Source organism: Bradyrhizobium sp. SUTN9-2 (assembly GCF_003122645.1).
GTDB lineage: Bacteria > Pseudomonadota > Alphaproteobacteria > Rhizobiales > Xanthobacteraceae > Bradyrhizobium > Bradyrhizobium yuanmingense.
In genome coordinates, this window is sequence record NZ_LAXE01000001.1 from 1,174,093 (window position 1) to 1,196,174 (window position 22,082).

The window sequence follows — 22,082 nt, forward strand, 5'->3', positions numbered from 1 at the left end:
AAGCAATCAAAAGCCCGGCCGTTTGGCCGGGCTTTTTCTTTGGCTTCCTGAGGCCGCGGGAGTTCGGCTCTACGCGCCGCGCGGCTGGGTCCAGATCGCGATCGGCTGCTGAATGCCGCGGACCGCCCGCGCCTCTCGCGCTTCCAATGACTGAAACGTTGCGGCTGCGCCGCCCAGCTCGGCCTTCGCCTGGCTGACGAGGTCGTCACTTGCCACCAGCGCGCAGCCCAGGGTGCGGGTCAAGGCCTCGAGACGGCTTGCCACGTTGACGGTCGCGCCGATCACGGCAAATTCCAGACAGGTCTGCCCGAGGTCGCCGAGCACCACCGGCCCATAATGCAAGCCAAAGCTCACGTGCAGCTTTGGCTCGCCTGACGCTGCCCGCCGATCGTTCCAACCCTCGGCCGCGGCGATCATCGCCTGCGCACATCGCAGCGCGTTGCTGGCGTCGTGCTCGCCCGCGAACGGCGTGCCGAACGTCGCCATCAATCCGTCCCCGAGATATTTGTCGAGCGTGCCGCTATGACGGAAAACCTCGTGCTCCATCAAGCCGTGGAATTCCCGCAACGTCCGCACCACCTCCTGCGGCGAGCGCCCGTCGGCAAAGGCCGTGAAGCCGACGATGTCCACGAACAGCACCGCGACGTGTTGCGTGCGCACCTGCTTCAACGGCTCGTCCTGTTTCGACAATTCCGCCACGACATTGGGTGAGAAGTAGCGCGCGAGGTTGCCGCGCTCGCGCTCCACCGCGGCATGCCGGATCAGGAGGTCGTTGCTGCGGCGGACCGCGAGCGCCAAGGTCACGGCCACGATCATGAATACGACGATCTCCTGGATGCGAACGTGGATTACGATCGCGCTGGGCGAGATCATCGCAAACAAGCGCTGATCGTCGCCTGTTGCGGCTGCGATGCGGGCCGTCAGCGCAGGATCGCGATCGGGTTGCCACCACACCCAGGCGATGCCGATGATCCAGAGCGCAGCCGTCCACATGCCGACCGCAATCACAGTCCGCCAGGTATAGGCCAATGTGGCGCCCGCGAGCAGCACGAAGAAATAGATGAAGTTGCCGGAATGGAACTGCATCGCGACCGGCCAGTACGAGGCTCCGAACGGATTGGGAATCACGATGAGGCACGTGAGCAGCGCCAGGTCGCAAAACAGGAGTGCCAATTCCGGCCGTGACACGCCCACCCGCCCAACCCTGACCTGGGCCCAGCCGATCAGTGCGAACAAGCCGAGCAGCGCCACGTAGTAGAGCTGCTCCCAGGCCGGGTTGATCGCCATGATCAGGCAGCCAATGACGACCAGGGCGACATAGCGCGCCCGCACCGCAAGTTGCAGGCCCTCCCGCTTGGCGGACGCCAGCGCGGCCTGTGCGAACTGAACTGTTTCGGCATCGCGCTCGATCGGCGCGGGCGAAGCCGCAGCCGGCAGGTTGAAGCGCTCGACGAGCATTGTCACGGCAGTCTCTCACAGTCTCCACACTTGGGCCTTCAGCCGCTGGTTCGCTGCGCCCTTGCCGAGACGCTGATTTCATTCCGGCGGCCTTCTCCGTCAGCCGCTGCCGCAACCGACGTCCACCAGTTCCCCAAGGCATCGATCAACGGCACGAGCGCGTGACCGGCGGCCGTCAGATCGTACTCCACGCGCAACGGATAACCGCCGAATTCCGTGCGGCTGACGATGCCGGCGTCCTCCAGCTTGCGGAGCTCGAGCGCGAGCATCCTGTGCGAGATGGTCGGATTGTCTCGGCGCAAGTCGCTGAAGCGCTTGGTGCCCTGCTTCAAATAATAGATCAGCAGCGTCGGCCAGCGACCGCTCAGAATCTGCATCACTTCCTCGATCGGACATCTCGACACGAGATCCTTCATCGGCGCCTCCAGGTTACAAAAAAGTTCGTAATTTACTTGATGCGGCGAGCGGCTAGGGTCGCATCACCGCTGCGCAGCGTGATCATCAGAAATCACGGAGAATGGATCATGGACCCAATTCTACTCTACGGCTTTCCGAAGGGAAGCTCCATGGGGCTCGTTGCGGCTCTCGAATGGCTGGGCAAGCCATATCGGCTCTGTCGGATCGATATGTTGGGCGAGATGCGAAACCCGTCATACGCCCGTATCAATCCGCGACACGAGACGCCGGTCTTCATCACCGGGCAGGGCGAGGTGCTGACGGAAACGATGGCGATCGCGGCCTGGCTAGAGGCCAGGGATGTCGAACGCCGCATCAGCTTCGATCCCTCTTCGCGGCAAGCCGATCGCATGCATCAGCTCATGGCATTCGTGAATACCGGTTTCACCGCCGCCTTCGCGCCGCTGTGGGCCGCATTGGAAGCCGAAGCCATGGAGCCTGCCGCGAAGTCGGTCCTGCGCGCCTTTGGCACAGCAAGGGTCATCGAGCGTCATGACAAGCTGGAAGAGATGATCGAAACGCGGCAATTCCTGCTCGGAGAGCGGCCGACCCTCGCCGACGCCGTGCTCGTCGGCGTCGCGCGCTGGCTCGACTTCCACGCGGTCGCGGAGAGGAGCCGCTGGCCGAAGCTGGCGGCGCTGCGCGCGCGCCTCGAAGCCGATCCCGCGGTCCTCTACGCCACCGCTCTGGAGGACGGCGGGTCTGATCCGGGAACGGGATCGTGCACAGGCCACGTCGCGCTAGCCGAATTGATCGCGCAGTTCGGCAAATAGCGGCCGGTGCGCACGCCTCGTCCTTCGAGACGGCGTTGACGCGCCTCCTCAGGATGAGGCTCATCAGCATCAGTGCTCGTTGAAAACTGCTGCCGCGCACTCTGCCTCATCCTGAGGAGCCCGCTTAAAGCGGGCGTCTCGAAGGATGGGCCGCAGGGAATGCTCTCAAATGGCGATAGCGCTCCTACTTCACCGGGCGCTTCTCGAGCTTCCTCGCCAGCGTCCGCCGGTGCATGCCCAGCCGGCGGGCCGCTTCCGAGATGTTGAAGTCGGTCTCGATCAAGGTCTGGTGGATGCGTTCCCATTCCAGCGTCTTGATCGAGGTCGGCCGCGAATCGAGCGCGACCTCGGCGTTGCCTTCGGCCTTGTGGAAGGCGGCCTCGATGTCGTCGGTGTTCGACGGCTTTGCCAGATAGTGGCAGGCCCCCAACTTGATCGCCTCGACCGCGGTGGAGATGCTGGCAAAGCCGGTCAGCACCACGATCAGCATGTCCGGGTCATGCGTGTGCAGGAGCTCGACGCAGGCAAGGCCCGAGGCGCCGCCGAGCTTGAGGTCGACCACGGCATGACCGAAAGAGCGTTCCTCCAGCACCTGGCGCACCTCCTCGATCGAGGCGGCGAGTACCACCTCGTAGCCGCGGCGCTCGAACGAGCGCTTCAGCGTGCGGGCAAAACCCGCATCGTCCTCGACAACGATCAGCGAACGGTCAGGCGTCAAAATTCCCTCCGATCGCCAATGTTGCGAGCGGCAGCGTGAGGCGCACCGTGGCGCCGCGCTTCCTGTGGTTCTTGGCGCTCACGGTGCCCCCCAATTTGCGCACGACGTTCACCACCAGGAACAGGCCGAGCCCGCCGCCGGCGCGACCCTTGCTCGACTGGTAGGGCTTGCCCAGCTGCGCCAGCATCTCCGGCGCAAAGCCCGGGCCGCGGTCGGAGATCGACAGCACGAGATTGTCGCCCTCGCGCTCGGCGACGAGCTCGACCCACTCGCGCGAGACCTCATAGGCGTTGTCGAGCACGTTGAAGATCACCTGCTTCAGCGCGACGTCGGAGACGATTGCGACGTCCTCGCCGAAGGTGTTGACGAAGTAGAGCGTGCGGGCGGAGCGCGCATTGCGCCATTCGTCGACCAGCGCGGTGACGAAGGCCGTCACCGTCGTCGGCGAGGAGCCTTCGCCGCGCGCTTCGCCCGCCGACACCAAGATGCCTGTCACGATCGACTTGCAGCGCTGCAACGAGGTTTCCATCTCCGCGAGGTCCTCGGCAAGCTCCTGATCGGCGGCAAGATCGGGCATGCGGCGCCAGTCGCTGAGGATTACCGAGAGCGAGGCGAGCGGCGTGCCGAGCTCATGCGCCGCACCGGAGGCGAGCAGGCCCATGCGCACGATATGGTCCTGTTCGGCGGCATGCTGGCGCAGCGCCGCCAGATGCGCGTCGCGCTCGCGCAAATTCCTGTTGATGCGGGTGACGAACACGACGAGCAGCACGGCGTTGAGCACGAAGCCCAGGAGCATGCCTGTTACGGTGAGCGTATAGGTCTCGCTCAACGGATTGGGCGGCAGATCGAGCGGCCGGTAGGCCAATGTCAGCCAGACGAAGCTGGCGCAGGTCAGCGCCACCAGCGACCAGGTCGATCGGGCATCGAGCAGCACCGCACCGAGCGTCACCTGGAGCAGGAACAGCGAGGTGAAAGGATTGGTGGCGCCGCCGGAGAGATAGAGCTGCGCGGTCAGCGCGGCGACGTCCAGTATCAAGGCGACCAACAGCTCGTTGTTGGTGATCGCAGCGCGATGGCGCACCCAGACCAGGCTGGAGACGTTGAGCAGCACCAGCGCGCCGATCACCGCGCCCATCCGCTCCAGCGGCAGGGGGATGTCGAGGCCGAAATGCACGGCACCGATGGTCACGATCTGGCCGACCACCGCGGTCCAGCGCAGCTGGATCAGCAGCGCCATGTTCTTGCGGTTGGTCTCGTCCTCGGTCGGCATGGTGCCGATCAGCTCGCTGCGCGCGTCGGCCTGCGATTGCAGCGTGACGGCTTGCCCGTCACGCCCAAGCGTCTGGGAAAGCGTTTTCCCGTCGTCAGGTCGGCTCGACGATCGTTCCAGCATCTGATCCCGTCCTGCGGGCGTCGGCATCCGAGCCGCCGGCCTTGTCGTGGACGAAGCGCTTGCGACGGAACAGCCCGCCGCCGAATATGACGAAAAGTCTGCCGGCCAGCATGAAAGCCAGGGCAAACCACGTCAGCGCGTAGATCAGGTGGTTATTGGGAAAGCGGATCACGGTCAATCCGCCGATTGGGCCGCCGGCGATTTGTGATCCGGCGTCGGCGTCCACGAAGAAGGGCGCGACCTCGCGAAGGCCGCGCGCCGCCGCAATGGCGGCGACGTCCCGCGAGTACCAGCGGTTGTGCTGGGGCACGTTGGTTCGCAAGAAACCGCCCTTCGGCTCGGTGATGCGCAGGAGGCCGGTGATCTCGACCCGACCTTGCGGATTGCCGTCCCGGCGCGTCGATGCGTCGCGGCGCTCGGACGGCACGAAGCCGCGATTGATCAGGACCAGCGTGCCGTCGTCGCGCGCAAGCGGCGTCAGCACCCAATAGCCGGGGCCTTCCTCGGTAACGGCCTGAACCAGCGTCTCGCTCTCATGCAGGAAGCGCCCGCTGAGGCTGACGTGCCTGTATTCGTCATTTGCGGCGCTGACGGTGGACCACGAAGCGGGCGAGGGAATCGGCTGAGCCGGCGCGTGGACGCGCTGCTCGACCCGGTCGATCAGCGCCAGCTTCCAGGCGCGGCGCTCGATCTGCCAGACGCCGAGCGCGATCAGAAGCACGAAAGCAATGAGCGAGAGGACCGTGAGCCACAAGGACGGCGACCGCGCAGCCTTGCTGCGCGCATCTCCGTCCTCACCCGTCACGGTCCCGGTTTCGCTCACTTCATGCCGTTCATCTGGTGCATCGGCATCATGTTGCTGTTGAGGTGGCTCATCACCCACAGCGAACCCGACAGCGCGATCACCACCATCACGATGGTGAAGATCAGCGCCATCATGGTCCAGCCGTTCTCGGAGGTCGTGTTCATGTGCAGGAAGTAGACCATGTGCACGACGATCTGCACGATTGCGAAGGCCATGATCACCAGCGCGGTGATCTGCTTGCTCGGCAGCGCGCCGCTCATCACCAGCCAGAACGGGATCGCGGTGAGCACGACCGAGAGCACGAAGCCGAGCATGTAGCCCGAGAACGTGCTGTGGGCGTGGCCGCCCTCGTGGTGGTGGTCGTGCGCGCCGGCTGCGTGGGTATCGGTGCTCATCGCAGAACTCCCAGGAGATAGACGAAGGTGAAGACGCCGATCCAGACCACGTCGAGGAAGTGCCAGAACATCGACAGGCACATCAGGCGGCGGCGGTTGGCCTCGATCAGGCCGAACTTTCCGACCTGCACCATCAGCGTCACCAGCCAGATCAGGCCGCAGGTGACGTGCAGGCCGTGGGTGCCGACCAGGGTGAAGAAGGCGGAGAGGAAGGCGCTGCGCTGCGGCGTGGCGCCCTCGTGGATCATGTGGGCGAACTCGAAGAGCTCGATGCCGATGAAGGCGAGGCCGAACAGGCCGGTGATCGCGAGCCAGACCTGCGTCTGCGCGACCTTGTTCTGCTGCATCGTCAGCATCGCAAAGCCGTAGGTGATCGACGACAGCAGCAGCATGGAGGTGTTCACCGCGACCAGGGTGAGGTCGAACAGGTCCTTCGGCGCGGGGCCGGCGGCATAGTTGCCGCCGAGCACGCCGTAGGTGGCGAACAGGATCGCAAAGATGAGACAGTCGCTCATCAGATAGATCCAGAAGCCGAGCGAGGTGCTCCAGCCTTCCGGATGCGGATGCTCGTCAGCGAGGTAGAAGACCGGCTCGCCGGTCTGCGAGGGATTGACGGCAACGGTCATTTACTTGGCTCCGGCGAGCAGCTTGGTGCGCGCGTCCTCGGTCCGGATGACGTCGTCAGCCGGAATGTCGAAGTCGCGGTGATAGTTGAAGGTGTGGCCGATCCCGACGGCGAGCATCGCGATGAAGCTCAGGGCGGCGAGCCACCACATGTACCAGACGAGAGCAAAGCCCATCGCGGTTGCGAAGCCGGCGAGGATGATGCCGGTGCCGGTGCTGCTGGGCATGTGGATCGGCTTGAACCCGGTGAGCGGACGCTGATAGCCGCGCCGCTTCATGTCCCACCACGCGTCATTGTCGTGAACGACAGGGGTGAAGGCGAAGTTGTAGTCCGGCGGCGGCGAGGAGGTCGCCCATTCCAGCGTGCGCGCGTCCCAGGGATCGCCGGTGACGTCCTTGAGCTGCTCGCGCTTGAGCAGGCTGACCGCGAACTGCATCAGCATCGCGAGGATGCCGATGAAGACGAACACGGCACCGATCGCGGCGATGACGAACCAGATCTGCAAGGACGGATCGTCGAACACGCGCAGGCGGCGGGTCACGCCCATCAGGCCGAGCACGTAGAGCGGCATGAAGGCCAGGTAGAAGCCCGTGACCCAGAACCAGAACGACATCTTGCCCCAGAACGGATCGAGCTTGAAGCCGAACGCCTTCGGAAACCAGTAGTTGATGCCGGCGAACGCGCCGAACACCACGCCGCCGATGATCACGTTGTGGAAGTGCGCGATCAGGAACAGGCTGTTGTGCAGCACGAAGTCGGCCGGCGGCACCGCGAGCAGAACGCCGGTCATGCCGCCGATCACGAAGGTCAGCATGAAGGCGATGGTCCACATCATCGGCAGCTCGTAGCGGATGCGGCCGCGATACATCGTGAACAGCCAGTTGAACATCTTCGCGCCCGTCGGGATCGAGATGATCATCGTGGTGATGCCGAAGAACGAGTTGACGCTGGCACCCGAGCCCATCGTGAAGAAGTGGTGCAGCCACACGAGGTAGGACAGGATGGTGATGACCACCGTGGCGTAGACCATCGAGGTGTAGCCGAACAGCCGCTTGCCCGAGAAGGTCGAGGTGACCTCGGAGAAGATGCCGAAGGCCGGGAGAACCAGGATGTAGACTTCGGGGTGGCCCCAGATCCAGATCAGGTTCACGTACATCATCGGGCTGCCGCCGAAATCGTTGGTGAAGAAGTTGGTGCCGACGTAGCGGTCGAGCGACAGCAGCGCGAGCACCACGGTCAGGACCGGGAAGGAGGCGACGATCAGCACGTTGGTGCAGAGCGAGGTCCAGGTGAACACCGGCATCTTCATCATGGTCATGCCGGGGCAGCGCAGCTTGACGATGGTGCAGATCAGGTTGATGCCGGATAGCGTCGTGCCGACGCCGGCGACCTGCAGCGCCCAGATGTAATAGTCGACGCCGACGTCGGGACTGTAGCCGATGTTCGACAGCGGCGGATAAGCCAGCCAGCCGGTGCGGGCGAATTCGCCGATGAACAGCGAGGCCATCACCAGCACCGCGCCGCCGACCGTCATCCAGAAGCTGAAATTGTTCAGGAACGGGAACGAGACGTCGCGCGCGCCGATCTGCAGCGGCACGACGTAGTTCATCAGGCCGGTGACCAGCGGCATCGCCACGAAGAAGATCATGATCACGCCGTGGGCGGTGAAGATCTGGTCGTAGTGATGGGCGTTGAGATAGCCTTCGGAGCCGTTGAACGCGAGCATCTGCTGGCCGCGCATCATCAGCGCGTCGGCAAAGCCGCGCAGCAGCATCACGATGCCGAGGATCATGTACATGATGCCGATGCGCTTGTGGTCCACCGTGGTGAACCATTCGCGCCAGAGATAGCCCCAGAGGCGGAAATAGGTGAGGCCGCCGAGCAGCGCGGCGCCGCCGAGCGCGACCACCACGAAGGTGCCGACGACGATCGGCTCGTGCAGCGGCAGCGATTCGAGGCCGAGCCGGCCGAAGATGAGCTTGAGAAGATCAGGAGACATGCGCGTTCTCTTTAGGAATCTGACTTCAGGAATCGGACTTGGGACGCTGTCCGAGGAAGAAGGACGAGGACTTCAGCGGCGTGAACGACGGCCGCTTCAGGCCGGCACCCAGGAGCGGCGCGAAATCGGTCGGAGCCTTGATCGAGGCGGTGGTCTGCCCCTGCGGCGCATCCGGCGTGCAGGTGCCGGCGACGAAGGTCGGCTCTGGTCCGAGCACCGTGCCGCGGCGGGCATACTTGTCGTAGGCGAGCGGCAGGGTGTTGTTCAGGCCCTGATGGCCGTTGCCGCCCTTGGCGTCGATCGCCATCATCTCGCTTTGGCACATCTTGCCGGTCTCGACGCACATGTTGAGGATCAGGCGGTAGAGATCGGCATCGACGGCGCCCCAGCGCCGCACCGGCTCGTTCTGGCTGGGCTTCTCCAGCTGAAGATATTCGGCCCGGCCGAGCGAGCCGCCGGCCGACTTGGCGCTGGCGATCCAGGCGTCAAAGCCGTTGTCGTCGAGTCCCTTGAAATTGAAGTGCATGCCCGAGAAGCCGGCGCCGCTATAGTTCGCCGAAAAACCCTTGTAGGTGCCGGCGTGGTTGACGACGGCGTGGAGCTTGGTCTCCATGCCCGGCATCGCATAGATCTGGCCGGCGAGCGCGGGGATGTAGAACGAGTTCATCACCGAGGACGCGGTGATGCGGAAGGTGATCGGGCGATCGACCGGAGCTGCGAGCTCATTGACGGTGGCGATGCCGTAGTCCGGGTAGATGAAGAGCCACTTCCAGTCGAGCGCGACGACGTCGACCTCGAGCGGGGCCTTGGACTTGTCCACGGCGCGCTCGGCATGAATGCGGCCGAGGGTGCGATAGGGATCGAGCAGATGCGTGCCCATCCAGGTCAGCGCGCCCAGGCAAATGATGATGAGAAGCGGCGCCGACCAGATCACCAGCTCGAGCTTGGTCGAGTGATCCCAGTCCGGCTCGTAGCGGGCCTCGGTGTTGGACTGGCGGTAGCGCCAGGCGAACAGCACCGTCAGCGCCATCACGGGCACGACGATCAGCAGCATCAGGACGGTGGAGATGATGACGAGGTCGCGCTGTTGCGCTGCGATATCGCCGGCTGGCGCCAGCACGACATAGTCGCAGCCGCTGAGCGCAGCAGCCAGAGGTAGTAGCGCCAGGATCTTGAGACGAGACACGGGCCGAGCCTTATGAGAATGAGTTTCCTTTGCGGGGCCAAGGGGTAGCTGCGGCGCAACAATCCGGACATTGGACAATTTGTCCAATGTTGCAGTGCGGGAGCTTGCGCCAGACAGGGTCAGATTGCCTGGCGCCCGCTGGGCGGTCAGCTTTGGTTTTCAGGACGTTAAGGGCGCACGAATGGCGACGGCACAGACCCCCGCAATGGCAAACCTCCACACGGGCGAGCACGGCCACGACCAGGCCAGTCCCGGCGAGATCGCCATCGGCGTCATCATCGGCCGTACCTCGGAATTCTTCGACTTCTTCGTCTTCGCGATCGCCTCGGTGATTGTGTTTCCGCGCCTGGTGTTTCCGTTCGCGAGCGAGCTGACCGGGACCCTCTATTCCTTCATGGTCTTCGCGCTGGCCTTCATGGCCCGGCCGGTCGGCACCGTCATTTTCATGACGATCGACCGCGAATACGGCAAGACGGCCAAGCTGATCTCGGCGCTATTCCTGCTCGGCACCGCCACCGTCGCGCTCGCGTTCCTGCCCGGCTATCAGGAGATCGGCGTCGCCGCGATCTGGCTGCTGGCGCTGGCGCGCATCGCGCAGGGTCTGGCCTGGGGCGGCGCCTGGGACGGCATGGCTTCGCTGCTGGCGCTGAATGCGCCGGCCTCGCAGCGCGGCTGGTACGCGATGGTGCCGCAGCTCGGCGCCCCGCTCGGGCTGATCGTGGCGAGCGCGCTGTTCGCCTATTTCGCCGGCCTCCTCTCGGCCGATGACTTCTTCGACTGGGGCTGGCGCTATCCGTTCTTCGTCGCCTTCGCCATCAATGTCGTCGCGCTGTTCGCGCGTCTGCGTATGGTGACGACGGAAGAATACGCCACGCTGTTCGAGACGCGCGAACTCCAGCCGGCGCGGATCTCCGAGACGGTCGCGCGCGAAGGCCAGACCATCATGCTAGGGGCCTTCGCGCCGCTGGCGAGCTTCGCGCTGTTTCACATGGTCACGGTGTTCCCGCTGTCCTGGGTGTTCCTGTTCACCCACGAAAGCCCGGTGCGCTTTTTGATCATCGAGATCGTCGCCGCCGTGTTCGGCGTCGCCGCGATCGTGGCCTCCGGCATCATTGCCGACCGCGTCGGCCGCAAGTCGCTCTTGATGGGATCGGCGATCGCGATCGCGATCTACAGCGGCTTCGCGCCGCAGCTGCTCGACGCCGGCGCGTTCGGCGAGACCATCTACATGGTGATCGGCTTCATCCTGCTCGGCCTGTCCTTCGGCCAATCCTCCGGTGCTATCGCCTCGAATTTCCGGCAGGCCTATCGCTATACGGCGTCGGCGCTGACCTCCGACATGGCCTGGCTGTTCGGCGCCGGCTTCGCCCCGCTGGTCGCACTGCTGCTCGCCACCAATCTCGGCGTCATCGCCTCGGGTGCGTATCTGCTGTCCGGCGCGTTCTGGACCCTACTCGCGCTCTGGCTCAGCGGCCAGCGCGAGGCCGGCGATATGGACGCCGGGCGCTGATCGCTCGGCGCGTGCTGGGTGGGCAAAGGCGCTGGTTGCGCCGTGCCCACCTCTAGGCATCACCCCTCCCGCTGCCGCAACAGCGCTTCGACATCCAGCCGCTTGGTGAACATCGCGAGCTTCCCGTCAGGCCCGAACGGCCATTGCTCCCGCGGCTTGTCCCAATACAGCTCCACGCCGTTCTGGTCGGGATCACGCAGGTAAAGCGCCTCGCTGACGCCATGGTCGCTGGCGCCATCGAGCGCAATCCCGGCCGTGAGCACCCGATGCAGCGCATCCGCCAGCGCAGGGCGCGTCGGAAACAGGATCGCGGTGTGATAGAGCCCGGTCGCATCAGGCGGCGGCGGTGAGCCGCCCTTGCTCTCCCAAGTGTTGAGCCCGATGTGGTGGTGATAGCCGCCGGCCGCGATGAAGGCCGCCCCCGAGCCCATCCGCTGCATCAGCTCGAAGCCGAGCACGCCGCAATAGAAGCCGAGCGCACGATCGAGATCGGCGACCTTGAGATGGACGTGGCCGATCCTGGTGCCGGCAGGAATGGTGGGGCTTTGCGACATGTGAATGCTCCCTCGAAAACATGCACGTAAGCCCCGCTTCGAGCCAGTGCTACGGCCAAACTCGAAACCCATCGTTTCTGAATGGGAAACTAAGCCAGCTCCGACACCTCGCCCTCGGGCAGGCCGAACTCGAACGTGTTCAGCGTCATCGACACCAGCGTGTAGTAGCCGCACAGCCCGATGACCTCGACGACGCCGCGCTCGCCGAGCAGCTTGACCGCTTCGTCGTAGAGACCTTTCTCGACGCCGTGGCCCTCGTGCAGCGACTTCGCGAGATCGTAGATCATCTTCCCCATGGGATCATCGAAGTCGGGGGTGCGGCGGTCGCGGATCGCGTCGATGATCTCGCCCTTCATGCCGCCGGCGAGCGCGAGGCGCTTGTGCGCGTACCATTCGTAATGCGCGGTCCAGTGCCGCGCCGTCACCAGGATCGCGATCTCCGACAGCTTGGCCGGGAAGATCGTGTCGAAGCGCATGACCTCGCCGAGCCGCGTGGCGTGCCGGGCCATCTCGGGACTATTGAGCCAAGCCATCATCGGAGGCGGCGGCTTGCCGCGCTTGCCGGCGATCGACTCGTCATAGGTCTGCCGCTGGCTCTCGTTCATTTCGCCAGGCGAAAGAAGTTTTAGGCGCATTGTCGTTTCCTCTTTGTTTTCAAGGCTCGCCGCAGCAATGACTATAACCGATAAGTGGTTGAATTCCGCGGGGGCTTGGCCCAGACTCGCTGTCAACAATTCGAATGTTGGGTGATGGAAACGACCAATGACCGATCTCAAAACCAGCGATTCTGAATCCGCCGATCTCGAAACATTCCGCAACGAGACCCGCGCCTGGCTGGAGGCCAATTGCCCGCCGGAGATGCGCAAGCCCGCAACGTCGGACGCCGACGTGTTCTGGGGTGGACGCAATGCAAAATTCTCGTCCGAGCCGCAGCGCATCTGGTTCGAGCGCATGCGCGACAAGGGCTGGACCGTGCCGGATTGGCCGCGGGAATATGGCGGTGGGGGCCTGAGCGCGGCCGAGCACAAGGTGCTGCGTGCGGAGATGGCGCGGATCGGCGCGCGGCCGCCGCTGTCGAGCTTCGGCATCTGGATGCTTGGGCCGGCGCTCTTGAAGTACGGCAACGAGGCCCAGAAGAAGGAGCATCTGCCGAAGATCGCCGCGGGCGAGATCCGCTGGTGTCAGGGCTATTCCGAGCCGAACGCCGGCTCCGACCTCGCCTCGCTCCAGACCCGCGCCGAGAGCGACGGCGACGACTTCATCATCAACGGCCAGAAGATCTGGACTAGTTACGCCAATTACGCCGACTGGATCTTCTGCCTGGTGCGCACCGATCCGGCTGCGAAGAAGCATGACGGCATCAGCTTCATCCTGTTCGACATGGCCTCGAAGGGCGTCTCGACCAAGCCGATCCTCTTGATCTCCGGCTACTCGCCGTTCTGCGAAACCTTCTTCGACCATGTCCGCGTGCCGAAGTCGCATGTGGTCGGCACCATCAACCGCGGTTGGGACGTTGCGAAATACCTGCTCCAGCACGAGCGCGCGATGATCTCGGGGATGGGCGAGCGCGGCGTCGGCCGGCCGCTCGGCCAGATCGCGGCCGATTCAGTCGGCACCGATGGACAAGGCAAGCTCGACGACGCCATGCTGCGCGGGAAGATCGCCAGCTTCGACGTCGATGAAGCCGCGCTGGCGGCCTGCGCCGAGCGCGCGGTCGATCTCGCCAAGGCCGGGCAGGCGCATCCGGCGTTCTCCTCGGCGATGAAATATTACGGCACCGAGCTCAACAAGCGCCGCCACGAGATCCTGATGTCGGCGGGCGGCGTCGATGCGCTGGAATGGGAGAGCGAGCGCTCCAGGCAGGGCGCCCGCCCGCGCGCCTGGCTGCGCACCAAGGCCAACTCGATCGAAGGCGGCACGTCCGAGGTCATGCTCGGCATCGTCGCCAAGCGCATCCTGGACCTGCCGGGGGCGTGAGGTTTCCGTCATTCCGGGGCGCGACGAAGTCGCGAGCCCGGAATCCATTCATCCTCCCCCTCTGCCGCCCGATGGATTCCGGGCCTGCGCCTGCGGCGCATCCCGGAATGACGAACCAGATAGATTTCGAATCGGAAACACGCACATGGCCCTCGTCCTCACCGAAGAACAATCCATGCTCCGCGACTCCGCGCGCGGGCTGATTAGCGACAAGGCGCCGGTGTCGCACCTGCGTCACTTGCGCGACAGCAAGGACCCCACCGGCTTCTCCAGGGAGCTCTGGCATGCCTTCGCCGAGATGGGTTTTGCCGGCTTGCTCGTGCCGGAAGAGTTCGGCGGCAGCGGTCTCGGCTTTGTCGAGGCCGGAATCATCATGGAGGAGATCGGCCGCACCTTGATGCCATCGCCTTTCCTTGCGACGTCAGTGGTGGCGGCATCAGTGCTGACCCGTGCCGGCAATGCCGCGCAGAAATCGGAATATCTGTCGAAGATCGCAAACGGCTCGCTGCTCGCGACGCTCGCGATCGACGAGGGCGCCAAGCATCGCCCGCTGCAGACCAGCCTCAAGGCCGCGCGCGCCGGCAACGGCTTCAAGCTATCGGGCGCCAAGGCGTTGGTGGTCGACGGTCATGTCGCCGATCTCCTCATCGTCGCCGCGCGCACCGCGGGCTCTGCCGGCGAACGCGAGGGCCTGACGCTGTTCCTGGTCAACCCCAAGGCCAAGGGCGTTGCGATCGAGCGCACCATCATGGTCGATGCGCACAATGCGGCGCGGATCGAATTCGCCAATGTCGAGGTCAATGCGGACAGCGTGCTCGGCGAGGTCGACCAGGCGGCCGGCCTGCTCGATGGCGTGCTCGACATCGGCCGCGGCGCGGTCGCCGCCGAAATGGTCGGCCTTAGCGACGAGGTGTTTGGCCGCACTGTCGAGTATCTGAAGAGCCGCAAGCAATTCGGCAAGCTCATCGGCGAATTCCAGGCGCTGCAGCATCGCGCCGCCGAGCTCTATATCGACATCGAGATCACCCGTGCTGCCACCATGAAGGCGCTGCAGGCGCTCGATGCCGACCTTGCCAAGGCCGCACCCGCCGTCGCCGTCGCCAAGGCGCGCGCCGGCACCACCGCCACGCGCGCGGTGCAGGAAGGCGTGCAGATGCACGGCGGCATGGGCATGACCGACCAGTTCGACATCGGCTTCTTCATGAAGCGCGCCCGTGTCTGCGAGGAGCTGTTCGGCGACGCGAACTACCACACCGAGCAGCTGGCCAGGTCGCGGGGGTATTGAGATGCTCTCGTAGGGTGGGTTAGCACTGCAGAAGCGCGAAGCGCATCTGCAGTGCGTAACCCACCATCTTCGTCCGGCAAACGCGGAAGCATGGTGGGTTACGCCGAGCAATTGCGCTTAGCGCAATTGCAAGGCTAACCCACCCTACAACGTTCGCCGGAGACACCCCTTACCGCATCGGCGGTGCGTACTGCACGCCGCCTGCGTTCCACAGCTGGTTCATGCCGCGCGGGATCTTCAGCTTCGACTTCTCGCCGATGTTGCGATCGTACATCTCGCCGTAATTGCCGACGTGGCGGATGATGCGCGCGGCCCAGTCCTTGTTGAGGCCGAGCTGCTCGCCGTAGCGGCCTTCGGTGCCGACGAGGCGCATCACCTCCGGCTTCTTCGACTTCAAGGCCTCGTCGATGTTCTCCGAGGTCACGCCGAGCTCCTCGGCGTTGATCATCGCGTAAAGCGTCCACTTCACGATCATCATCCAGTCGTCGTCGCGTTGGCGCACCACGGGGGCGAGCGGCTCCTTGGAGATCATGTCCGGCAGGATCATGTGGTCGCCGGGCTTCGTCAGGTTCAGCCTGAGAGCATAGAGCTGAGAAACGTCGGCGGAGAACGTGTCGCACTTGCCGGTGTCGTACGCCTTCACCACGTCGTTGAGGTTATCGAACTTCACCTCTTCATACTTCATGTTGTTGATGCGGAAGTAATCGGCGACGTTGAGTGTCGTCGTGGTTCCGTTCTGCACGCAGACCTTGCTGTCTGCCAGGTCGAGCGAGGTCTCCTTGTTGCGCGTGCGCGGCACCATGAAGCCGACGCCGTCGTAATAGGCCACGGCCGGGAAATACAAATCGTAGTCGAGCTCGCGCGCCATGCTCCAGGTCGTGTTGCGCGAGAGGATGTCCACCTTGCGGCTCTGCAGCTCCTTGAAACGCTCGTTGGCGTCGAGCGGAACGAACTTCGCCTTGCCGGGGTCGTTGAAGATCGCAGCGGCCACCGCGCGGCAGAAATCGACGTCGAAGCCGGTCCAGTTGCCCTTGTCGTCGGGGATCGAGAAGCCCGGCAGGCCCTTGTTGACGCCGCACAGCACCTCGCCGCGGCGAACCGTGCGCCTCAGGGTGCGGGTGTCGTAAAACTCGTAAATGATCGCGCCGATGGCGACCAGCACGGCGATGGCGACCCCGATCAGCAGGCCGCCACGAAAAGTGCGCATCATGTTGCTCTCTCGAAAAATCGGGAAAAGGAATCAGGCGAGGACGGAGTGCATGATCCGGATCCGGACGACCGCGTTGGCGCAAGGCACGCTGCGGCCGTCCGAAGCAATCATGCCGGGATCATGAACCTTAGAGCTCGGGCTTCTGCCGGATGACCACCTTGGTGCCGACAGGGACGCGATCGTAGAGGTCGGCGACGTCGGCGTTGACCAGGCGGAAGCAGCCCGACGATACCTTGGTGCCGATCGTGTCGGGTCGGTTGGTGCCGTGGATGCGGTAGACCGTGGTGCCGAGATACATGGCGCGGGCCCCCAGCGGGTTGCCCGGGCCGCCGGCCATGAAGCGCGGCAGATAGGGCTGGCGCTGGATCATCTCCGGCGGCGGTGTCCAATCCGGCCACTCCTTCTTGTTGGTGATGGTCACCAGCCCCTGCCACTGGAAACCGTCGCGGCCGACGCCGATGCCGTAGCGGATGGCGCGCCCGCCGGGCTGCACCAAATAGAGGTGACGCTCGGCCGTCGAGACGATGATCGTGCCCGGCGGCTCGGTGGTGCGGAAGTAGACCACCTGCTTCTGCCATTCCGGCTCGAGCTGGTATCCGTCATCGGCGATCAGGCCCGGCTCGTCGCCGCGGTCCGGCTGCTGGGCGAAGGCGTGCGGTGTGGACAGCACCAGTCCCATCGCAGCCACGAAAATCCCGGTCAGGCGACGAAAATCCGTCATTCAAGCTCTCCCCGCTGCCACACAGCGCAAATCATTCGGAACCATCAAACCTGAGGGGCAAGTTCATGGCAAGTTGATGGCGCGCCGTCCTGGCATGTCACGAGAATGCTTTGGTTTTTTGACGGGCCCGGCGCAATGCCACGAACAGGGGATGGCGCGAAAAGCATAGGTGGTACCGCAGTGGTGGTTCGCTCCCTCCCCCGCTCGCGGGGGAGGGTTGGGGAGAGGGTGCTTCCGCAATGGGACACTTCCCCAGAGGATAGAACCCTCACCCGCTGCGCGGGACGATGCTCGCATCGCCCGGAACGCGGCGACCTCTCCCGCAAGCGGGAGAGGCTTAGATCGAACGCGCGGTGAGATCGAGGCCGACAATTTGCGCCAGCTAAATCTTGTTGCTCTCCGCCGGGATCCCGAGCCGCCGGACGATCTCCGTCGCCACGGCGCGGGCTTCGACGCGCGAGCCGATGCGGGGGCTGCGAAACCGCCGCCCCGAATGCAGCCGGATCACCACGATGCAATGCTCGTCCTCGGAGCGGCCGCGGCGCTCGACCGTGATCGTTTTCACGTCGGGTCCGGCGATGCGGTCGGCGCGCAGGCTGCCGTCGCCCCACAGGCGCTCGACGCGAATATCGTTCGGCCCGATGATCCAGAACGCGCCAGTCGCAAGGTTGGCATAGCGATAGACGGCGAATGCGGCGATCGCGCCAAGCGGCAGCAGCAGGATATCAACATGGCTCGGCGAGAGGCCGCGCCACAGCTTGTAGGCATAGGGGGCCGCGGACAAAGCCACCGCGATCAGTGCGACGATGCGGATCTCCCGTGCAGGAAACGCCTCGAGAGGCTCGCCGAGATGCATCTCGGGATTGCTGGCATCGAGCGGGTTGCTCGGCGCCTCGACATTGGGAACGTCGAAATGCGCCGCGATCCACGCCACGGTGTCGCGGACATGGGTGACATCGGAAATCGGCGGCGAGGTCAGCCGCTCGCCCGAGGCCAGGGTGAAGACGAGCTGGAAGCGGGCCTTCACCCGCTTGCTGCCGGGGACCTGTAGCGCGGCGATCTCGTCCTTGCGGACGAGGCGCGTCCGGAGCTTTCCGAACGGCCGCTGCCGGCCGATCAGGATCTCGTCCGGCGTGATGATCCACACCACCGCCGGCGCCATCATGATGCCGACGACGAATCCGGCTCCCACCAGCAGCGCCACCGTCGATATCGCGATTTCCAGGACGTCCCTCGTGAACAGTCCCGGCGTGAAGCAGAGTGCGACGGCAGCCGCACAGCCGGCCACGACCAGCCGCTGCGCGATCGAGGAACCTTCACGAAGGCGGATGTCGGTGCTGGTGGTCGCGTCCATTGCGGGCGGCTGATTGCGTCGGTTGCGAAACTCCACGGACGGCTCCGTGGAGTCAAGCAACAAGGGCGACAATTGAAGCCCGCCGCGCGATGACCGTGCGGCGTCAGCTGCTCGCGTTCAGCAGCTTGGCCACCGTGCGGTCGATCTCGTCATAGCTGCCTTCGCCCGCGTGCTGGAACACGATCTTGCCGCTCTGGTCGACGATGTATTGCGCCGGCCAATATTGATTGCGATAGGCGCTCCAGGTTTTGGACTCATTGTCCTGCGCCACCGGATAGGTGATGCCATGGCGCTTCAGCGCGGCCTGCACGTTGGCGGCGGAGCGCTCGAACGGGAATTCCGGCGTGTGCACGCCGACCACGACGAGGCCTCGATCCCGGTACTTGGCGTAGAGGCCGGTGACATGCGGCAGCGTGTTGACGCAGTTGACGCAGCCATAGGTCCAGAAATTGACCAGCACGACCTTGCCGCGGAGATCGGCGATATGAAGCGGCTTCGAGTTGAACCAGTTGGTGATGCCGGTGAAGTCGGGCGCGGCCTGCTGGTTCGCGGCGGCGGTGACGACAGGCGCGGCGCGTGCGGCCTCGTCGCAGATACCGGGGATGACGGCGCCGATCACTGTGATGCCGATCAGTGCAGCAGACATTGCAAGCAGCTTGAGAGTCATGGAAAGTGTCCTCCGGTGAAGATGAGGGGGATCACAGGCCGATCTGGCCGGTGGGGTAGAAGCCGGTGAGCCACGCCACGATCAGCGTGTCGTATTGGAAATAGGCGGCGACCGCGAAGCCGATCACGACGACGCCAAAGCCCTGCTGCAGCCGCGGCGAGATCCGGGCCAGGCTGCGCACGCGCGTGGTCGCGGCCTGTCCGCCGTAGGCTATTCCAAGCATCGGGATCGCAGCGCCAATGGCATAGGCGACCAGCAGCGTGCCGGCCCAGGCAACGTTCTTCGACGTCGCCACCAGCGTCAGGATCGAGCCGAGCACGGGCCCTGCGCAGGGCGTCCAGACCAGTCCCAAGGTGGTGCCGAGGATCAGCCCACCGAGTGCGCCGTCGCGCTGCGTGGCGCCGATGTTGCCGAGATCGAGCCAGCCGTTGATCCGGATCGACAGCCATTCGAACGGCGCCGGCCACAGCATCAACAGGCCGAAGCCGAGCAGCAGGACCGCTGCCGCCTCGCGCAGCACGTTCGGATCGAAATCGAAGGCCCGCGTGATCGCGCCGAGCGCCAGCGCGACCATCGAGAAGGAAAAGACGAAGCCGAGCGCGATCATCGCGGGTCGCAGATGCCCCGCGCGCCCGATCGAGGCGCCGAGCAGGATCGGCAACATTGGCAGCGTACAGGGCGCCGCGATGGTGAGGATGCCGGCGAGGAGAGCAAAGAGCAGGTCGAGCATGAGGCACTCGTGAGGGAGGTCACGAGGGCTGTTCGCGTGCGGTGGGACGGTCGTTACGCAGCGTCACGGCTTCGTGACGGGGGCTGTTGCTTTGCAGAGCACGGTGGCCGCGGGCTCCCGCCTCTCCCCCTTGCCGGAGAGGCCGGCGCACTCGCAGAGTGCGGCGGGTGAGGGTTCTTTCCTCTGGGGGGAGTGCCCCGTTGCGGAAACACCCTCTCCCCAGCCCTCCCCCGCAAGCGGGGGAGGGAGCGCACCGACCGCGGAGCCGGCAACCACTCAGGCCCAAATAAAAACGACCCGGACGGGGCATCGTCCGGGTCGCTGGAGGTCTTGGGAGGTTTAACGAAACCGTATGGGAGCTTTATAGAAGGGAAGTTTTTCCGCCTGATGTTGTCGTTTGTTTCAATTGTTTCGTCAGTGGTAACGCTTCCGTGTCCGGGGAGAGGGCCAAAACGGAGGTCCTATCCCCTTGAAAACATTGTTGTTAAGCGGCGAAACGGTCGACGCCGGCGCCCTTAAGCAAATCGGCGAGTTGCTTGCGCGCATAGAACATCCGCGTCTTCACCGTGCTCTGGGGGATGCCGATGATCTGGCCGACCTCCTCCACCGACTTCTCGTGGTAATAGACGAGGTTGATGATCTCCCGATGCGCCGGCGACAGCTTCTGCACGCAGGCGCGCAGGATGGCGCTGGTGTCGCTGCGGTCGAGCGAGGTCTCCGGCGTGTCGCAACCATCAGGGATCTGACGCACGTCCTCCTGATCGATGTCCTCAAAGCGGCGCTGGCGCATCGCGGTCAGCGCCTTGAAGCGGGCGATCGAGAGCAGCCAGGTGGACACCTGCGAGCGGCCCTGGAATTGGCCGGCGGTCCGCCACACGTCCAGAAACACCTGGCTGACCAGATCTTCCGCCGTGGTGGCGTCGCGCACGATGCGCAGGATGAATCGGTACACCCGTACATTGTGCCGGCAGTAAAGGATGTGCATGGCCGTCCGGTTGCCGTCGGCAATGCTTGCGAGGAGCATGTCGTCCGAGGTCGCCTGAGCGGCAATGATGCTCTGGCTGGCTTGGGCGTTGATGGCAATGACGTTCGGCATGGACTTGGCTCCCCGTAGCGCCGCAACCGAGCGGCGTTTCCTTGGGTCAAAGTGTTAATGAGCCAACGTTTCGGGACGTCTGCACGAAAAGCGGAAAATGGTTTCGTGCGCCGTCAAATTGTTTCGCCGGACAGGGTGCGACGAAACATTCGGGGCAAAAAACCTTGTGATTTCAACGTACGGAAAATACGGGGTGGGGATTCGGGGCCGGACGGGCGCGCCGCGGAACGAATTTAGGAGGATTGCGTTTGGTCGCGCCGCACCTACCGCTGTCGTCCCGGGGGCGATAATCTCGTAGCCCGGATGAAGCGCAGCGAAATCCGGGGCAACTCCATCCGCGGCTACAGCACCCCCGGATTGCGCTGTGCTCCATCCGGGCTACGGCAGAGCGGGTTGTGCCGCTCGCCCTACGCCTTCTCGCCCTGCGGCGAGAACAGATAGCCGCCGCCGCGGATGGTGCGGATTACGGCAGGCTTGGCCGGGTCGGGCTCGATCTTGCGGCGGATGCGCATGATGCGCAGATCGACCGCGCGGTCGAAGGCTTCGGCGTCGCGGGCGTTGGCGAGCTCGAGCAGGCGCTCGCGCGACAGCACGCGCTTCGGATTGGCCGCGAACACCTTGAGCAGCCCGAACTCGGATGCGGTCAGCGGATGCTCGTTGCCCTCGTCGTCGCGCAAGGCCTGCGCTTCGAGGTCGAGCCATTTGGTGCCGAAGCGCACCAGCTGCTCCTTGTCCGCCTTCGCCGCCGGCGCGTCTGCCGCCTTGGCCGGTCCGCTCCGCCGCAGCACCGAGCGGATGCGCGCCATCAGCTCGCGCAGCTCGCAGGGCTTCGCCACGTAATCGTCCGCGCCGAGCTCAAGGCCAACGACGCGGTCGATCGGGCTCGCGGTCGCCGTCAGCATGATGACGGGTACGTTGATGCGGCTCTTGAGGTCGCGGATGATCGAGAGCCCGTCTTCCTCGGGCATGTTGAGGTCGAGCACGACGAGATCAGGCATGCTGCCCTGGATCGCGGCGCGCAAGGACTTGCCGCCGTCGCACAGCGTCACGGTGAAGCCGTGCATCTTGAGGTAATCGCCGACCATCTCCCGGGCCGGAGCCTCATCGTCGACGATCATGATGTGCTGGCTTTGGGTCATGGTCTTTGCATCATGGGCTTTGCATCACGGG

Annotated in this window: 22 protein-coding genes; 4 read left to right on the forward strand and 18 right to left on the reverse strand. The window is 64.6% G+C overall.

Annotation, left to right across the window (positions count from 1 at the left end):
* Positions 1-69: 69 nt before the first annotated feature.
* Together XF30_RS05470 and XF30_RS05475 are read right to left on the reverse strand one after the other, a co-directional pair.
* Positions 70-1,458 carry an adenylate/guanylate cyclase domain-containing protein gene (locus XF30_RS05470; RefSeq protein ID WP_109142136.1) on the reverse strand — a complete coding sequence of 463 codons (1,389 nt, stop codon included), beginning with the start codon at positions 1,456-1,458 and terminating at the stop codon, positions 70-72.
* Positions 1,459-1,496: 38 nt separating this feature from the next.
* The gene (locus tag XF30_RS05475) at positions 1,497-1,874 is read right to left on the reverse strand and encodes a winged helix-turn-helix transcriptional regulator (protein WP_036020233.1); all 378 of its coding nucleotides are present in this window, start codon (positions 1,872-1,874) and stop codon (positions 1,497-1,499) included.
* A gap of 108 nt (positions 1,875-1,982) precedes the next feature.
* Between XF30_RS05475 and XF30_RS05480 the strand changes: the two genes are divergently transcribed.
* On the forward strand, positions 1,983-2,687 hold the full coding sequence (locus XF30_RS05480) for a glutathione S-transferase family protein (protein ID WP_109142137.1): 705 nt from the start codon (positions 1,983-1,985) through the stop codon (positions 2,685-2,687).
* Between the two features lie 184 nt (positions 2,688-2,871).
* Here XF30_RS05480 and XF30_RS05485 read toward each other — a convergent pair whose 3' ends face one another.
* From XF30_RS05485 to cyoA, 7 genes are read right to left on the reverse strand one after another with little or no spacing between them, the layout of a single operon-like run.
* Positions 2,872-3,405, reverse strand: coding sequence for a response regulator transcription factor (locus XF30_RS05485; protein WP_057028497.1), 534 nt, complete (start codon positions 3,403-3,405; stop codon positions 2,872-2,874).
* Positions 3,395-4,798 carry an ATP-binding protein gene (locus tag XF30_RS05490; protein ID WP_192893041.1) on the reverse strand — a complete coding sequence of 468 codons (1,404 nt, stop codon included), beginning with the start codon at positions 4,796-4,798 and terminating at the stop codon, positions 3,395-3,397. The genes XF30_RS05485 and XF30_RS05490 overlap by 11 nt, the downstream gene beginning before the upstream one ends.
* Positions 4,770-5,621, reverse strand: coding sequence for an SURF1 family protein (locus XF30_RS05495; RefSeq protein WP_109142139.1), 852 nt, complete (start codon positions 5,619-5,621; stop codon positions 4,770-4,772). The genes XF30_RS05490 and XF30_RS05495 overlap by 29 nt, the downstream gene beginning before the upstream one ends.
* Complete coding sequence (cyoD, locus tag XF30_RS05500; protein ID WP_109142140.1) at positions 5,618-5,998, reverse strand: cytochrome o ubiquinol oxidase subunit IV; 381 nt, start codon at positions 5,996-5,998, stop codon at positions 5,618-5,620. The genes XF30_RS05495 and cyoD overlap by 4 nt, the downstream gene beginning before the upstream one ends.
* On the reverse strand, positions 5,995-6,624 hold the full coding sequence (cyoC, locus tag XF30_RS05505; RefSeq protein ID WP_109142141.1) for a cytochrome o ubiquinol oxidase subunit III: 630 nt from the start codon (positions 6,622-6,624) through the stop codon (positions 5,995-5,997). The genes cyoD and cyoC overlap by 4 nt, the downstream gene beginning before the upstream one ends.
* Positions 6,625-8,622: a cytochrome o ubiquinol oxidase subunit I gene (cyoB, locus tag XF30_RS05510; RefSeq protein WP_109142142.1), complete on the reverse strand. Its 1,998-nt coding sequence runs from the start codon at positions 8,620-8,622 to the stop codon at positions 6,625-6,627.
* Between the two features lie 25 nt (positions 8,623-8,647).
* A complete protein-coding gene (gene cyoA / locus XF30_RS05515) occupies positions 8,648-9,808 on the reverse strand; it encodes a ubiquinol oxidase subunit II (RefSeq protein ID WP_109142143.1) in 1,161 nt (386 codons plus the stop codon).
* A 181-nt stretch (positions 9,809-9,989) separates the two neighbouring features.
* On the opposite strand from cyoA, the gene XF30_RS05520 reads away from it, so the two are divergent.
* The gene (locus XF30_RS05520) at positions 9,990-11,318 is read left to right on the forward strand and encodes an MFS transporter (RefSeq protein WP_109142144.1); all 1,329 of its coding nucleotides are present in this window, start codon (positions 9,990-9,992) and stop codon (positions 11,316-11,318) included.
* A 59-nt stretch (positions 11,319-11,377) separates the two neighbouring features.
* Here the strand turns inward: XF30_RS05520 and XF30_RS05525 are convergent, their stop codons facing one another.
* Together XF30_RS05525 and XF30_RS05530 are read right to left on the reverse strand one after the other, a co-directional pair.
* Entirely contained in the window at positions 11,378-11,872 is a 495-nt protein-coding gene (locus XF30_RS05525; protein ID WP_109142145.1) for a VOC family protein, read from the reverse strand.
* A gap of 89 nt (positions 11,873-11,961) precedes the next feature.
* Positions 11,962-12,507: a carboxymuconolactone decarboxylase family protein gene (locus XF30_RS05530; protein WP_036001930.1), complete on the reverse strand. Its 546-nt coding sequence runs from the start codon at positions 12,505-12,507 to the stop codon at positions 11,962-11,964.
* Positions 12,508-12,634: 127 nt separating this feature from the next.
* Between XF30_RS05530 and XF30_RS05535 the strand changes: the two genes are divergently transcribed.
* The gene (locus XF30_RS05535; RefSeq protein WP_109142146.1) at positions 12,635-13,849 is read left to right on the forward strand and encodes an acyl-CoA dehydrogenase family protein; all 1,215 of its coding nucleotides are present in this window, start codon (positions 12,635-12,637) and stop codon (positions 13,847-13,849) included.
* Positions 13,850-13,994: 145 nt separating this feature from the next.
* Complete coding sequence (locus tag XF30_RS05540; protein WP_109142147.1) at positions 13,995-15,134, forward strand: acyl-CoA dehydrogenase family protein; 1,140 nt, start codon at positions 13,995-13,997, stop codon at positions 15,132-15,134.
* Positions 15,135-15,303: 169 nt separating this feature from the next.
* On the opposite strand, the gene XF30_RS05545 is transcribed toward XF30_RS05540, so the two are convergent.
* From XF30_RS05545 to XF30_RS05585, 7 genes are all read right to left on the reverse strand, one after another.
* Entirely contained in the window at positions 15,304-16,341 is a 1,038-nt protein-coding gene (locus XF30_RS05545; RefSeq protein WP_109145580.1) for an amino acid ABC transporter substrate-binding protein, read from the reverse strand.
* A 130-nt stretch (positions 16,342-16,471) separates the two neighbouring features.
* A complete protein-coding gene (locus tag XF30_RS05550; RefSeq protein ID WP_109142148.1) occupies positions 16,472-17,065 on the reverse strand; it encodes a L,D-transpeptidase in 594 nt (197 codons plus the stop codon).
* Positions 17,066-17,447: 382 nt separating this feature from the next.
* Positions 17,448-18,419: a hypothetical protein gene (locus XF30_RS05560; protein ID WP_192893385.1), complete on the reverse strand. Its 972-nt coding sequence runs from the start codon at positions 18,417-18,419 to the stop codon at positions 17,448-17,450.
* A 103-nt stretch (positions 18,420-18,522) separates the two neighbouring features.
* Complete coding sequence (locus tag XF30_RS05565) at positions 18,523-19,086, reverse strand: thioredoxin family protein (RefSeq protein WP_109142150.1); 564 nt, start codon at positions 19,084-19,086, stop codon at positions 18,523-18,525.
* A gap of 31 nt (positions 19,087-19,117) precedes the next feature.
* Positions 19,118-19,816, reverse strand: a complete 699-nt coding sequence (locus tag XF30_RS05570; protein WP_036020281.1) for a cytochrome c biogenesis CcdA family protein — start codon at positions 19,814-19,816, stop codon at positions 19,118-19,120.
* A 484-nt stretch (positions 19,817-20,300) separates the two neighbouring features.
* Positions 20,301-20,912: a sigma-70 family RNA polymerase sigma factor gene (locus XF30_RS05580; RefSeq protein WP_036020284.1), complete on the reverse strand. Its 612-nt coding sequence runs from the start codon at positions 20,910-20,912 to the stop codon at positions 20,301-20,303.
* Positions 20,913-21,319: 407 nt separating this feature from the next.
* The gene (locus XF30_RS05585) at positions 21,320-22,051 is read right to left on the reverse strand and encodes a response regulator (protein ID WP_109142152.1); all 732 of its coding nucleotides are present in this window, start codon (positions 22,049-22,051) and stop codon (positions 21,320-21,322) included.
* Positions 22,052-22,082 lie beyond the last annotated feature (31 nt).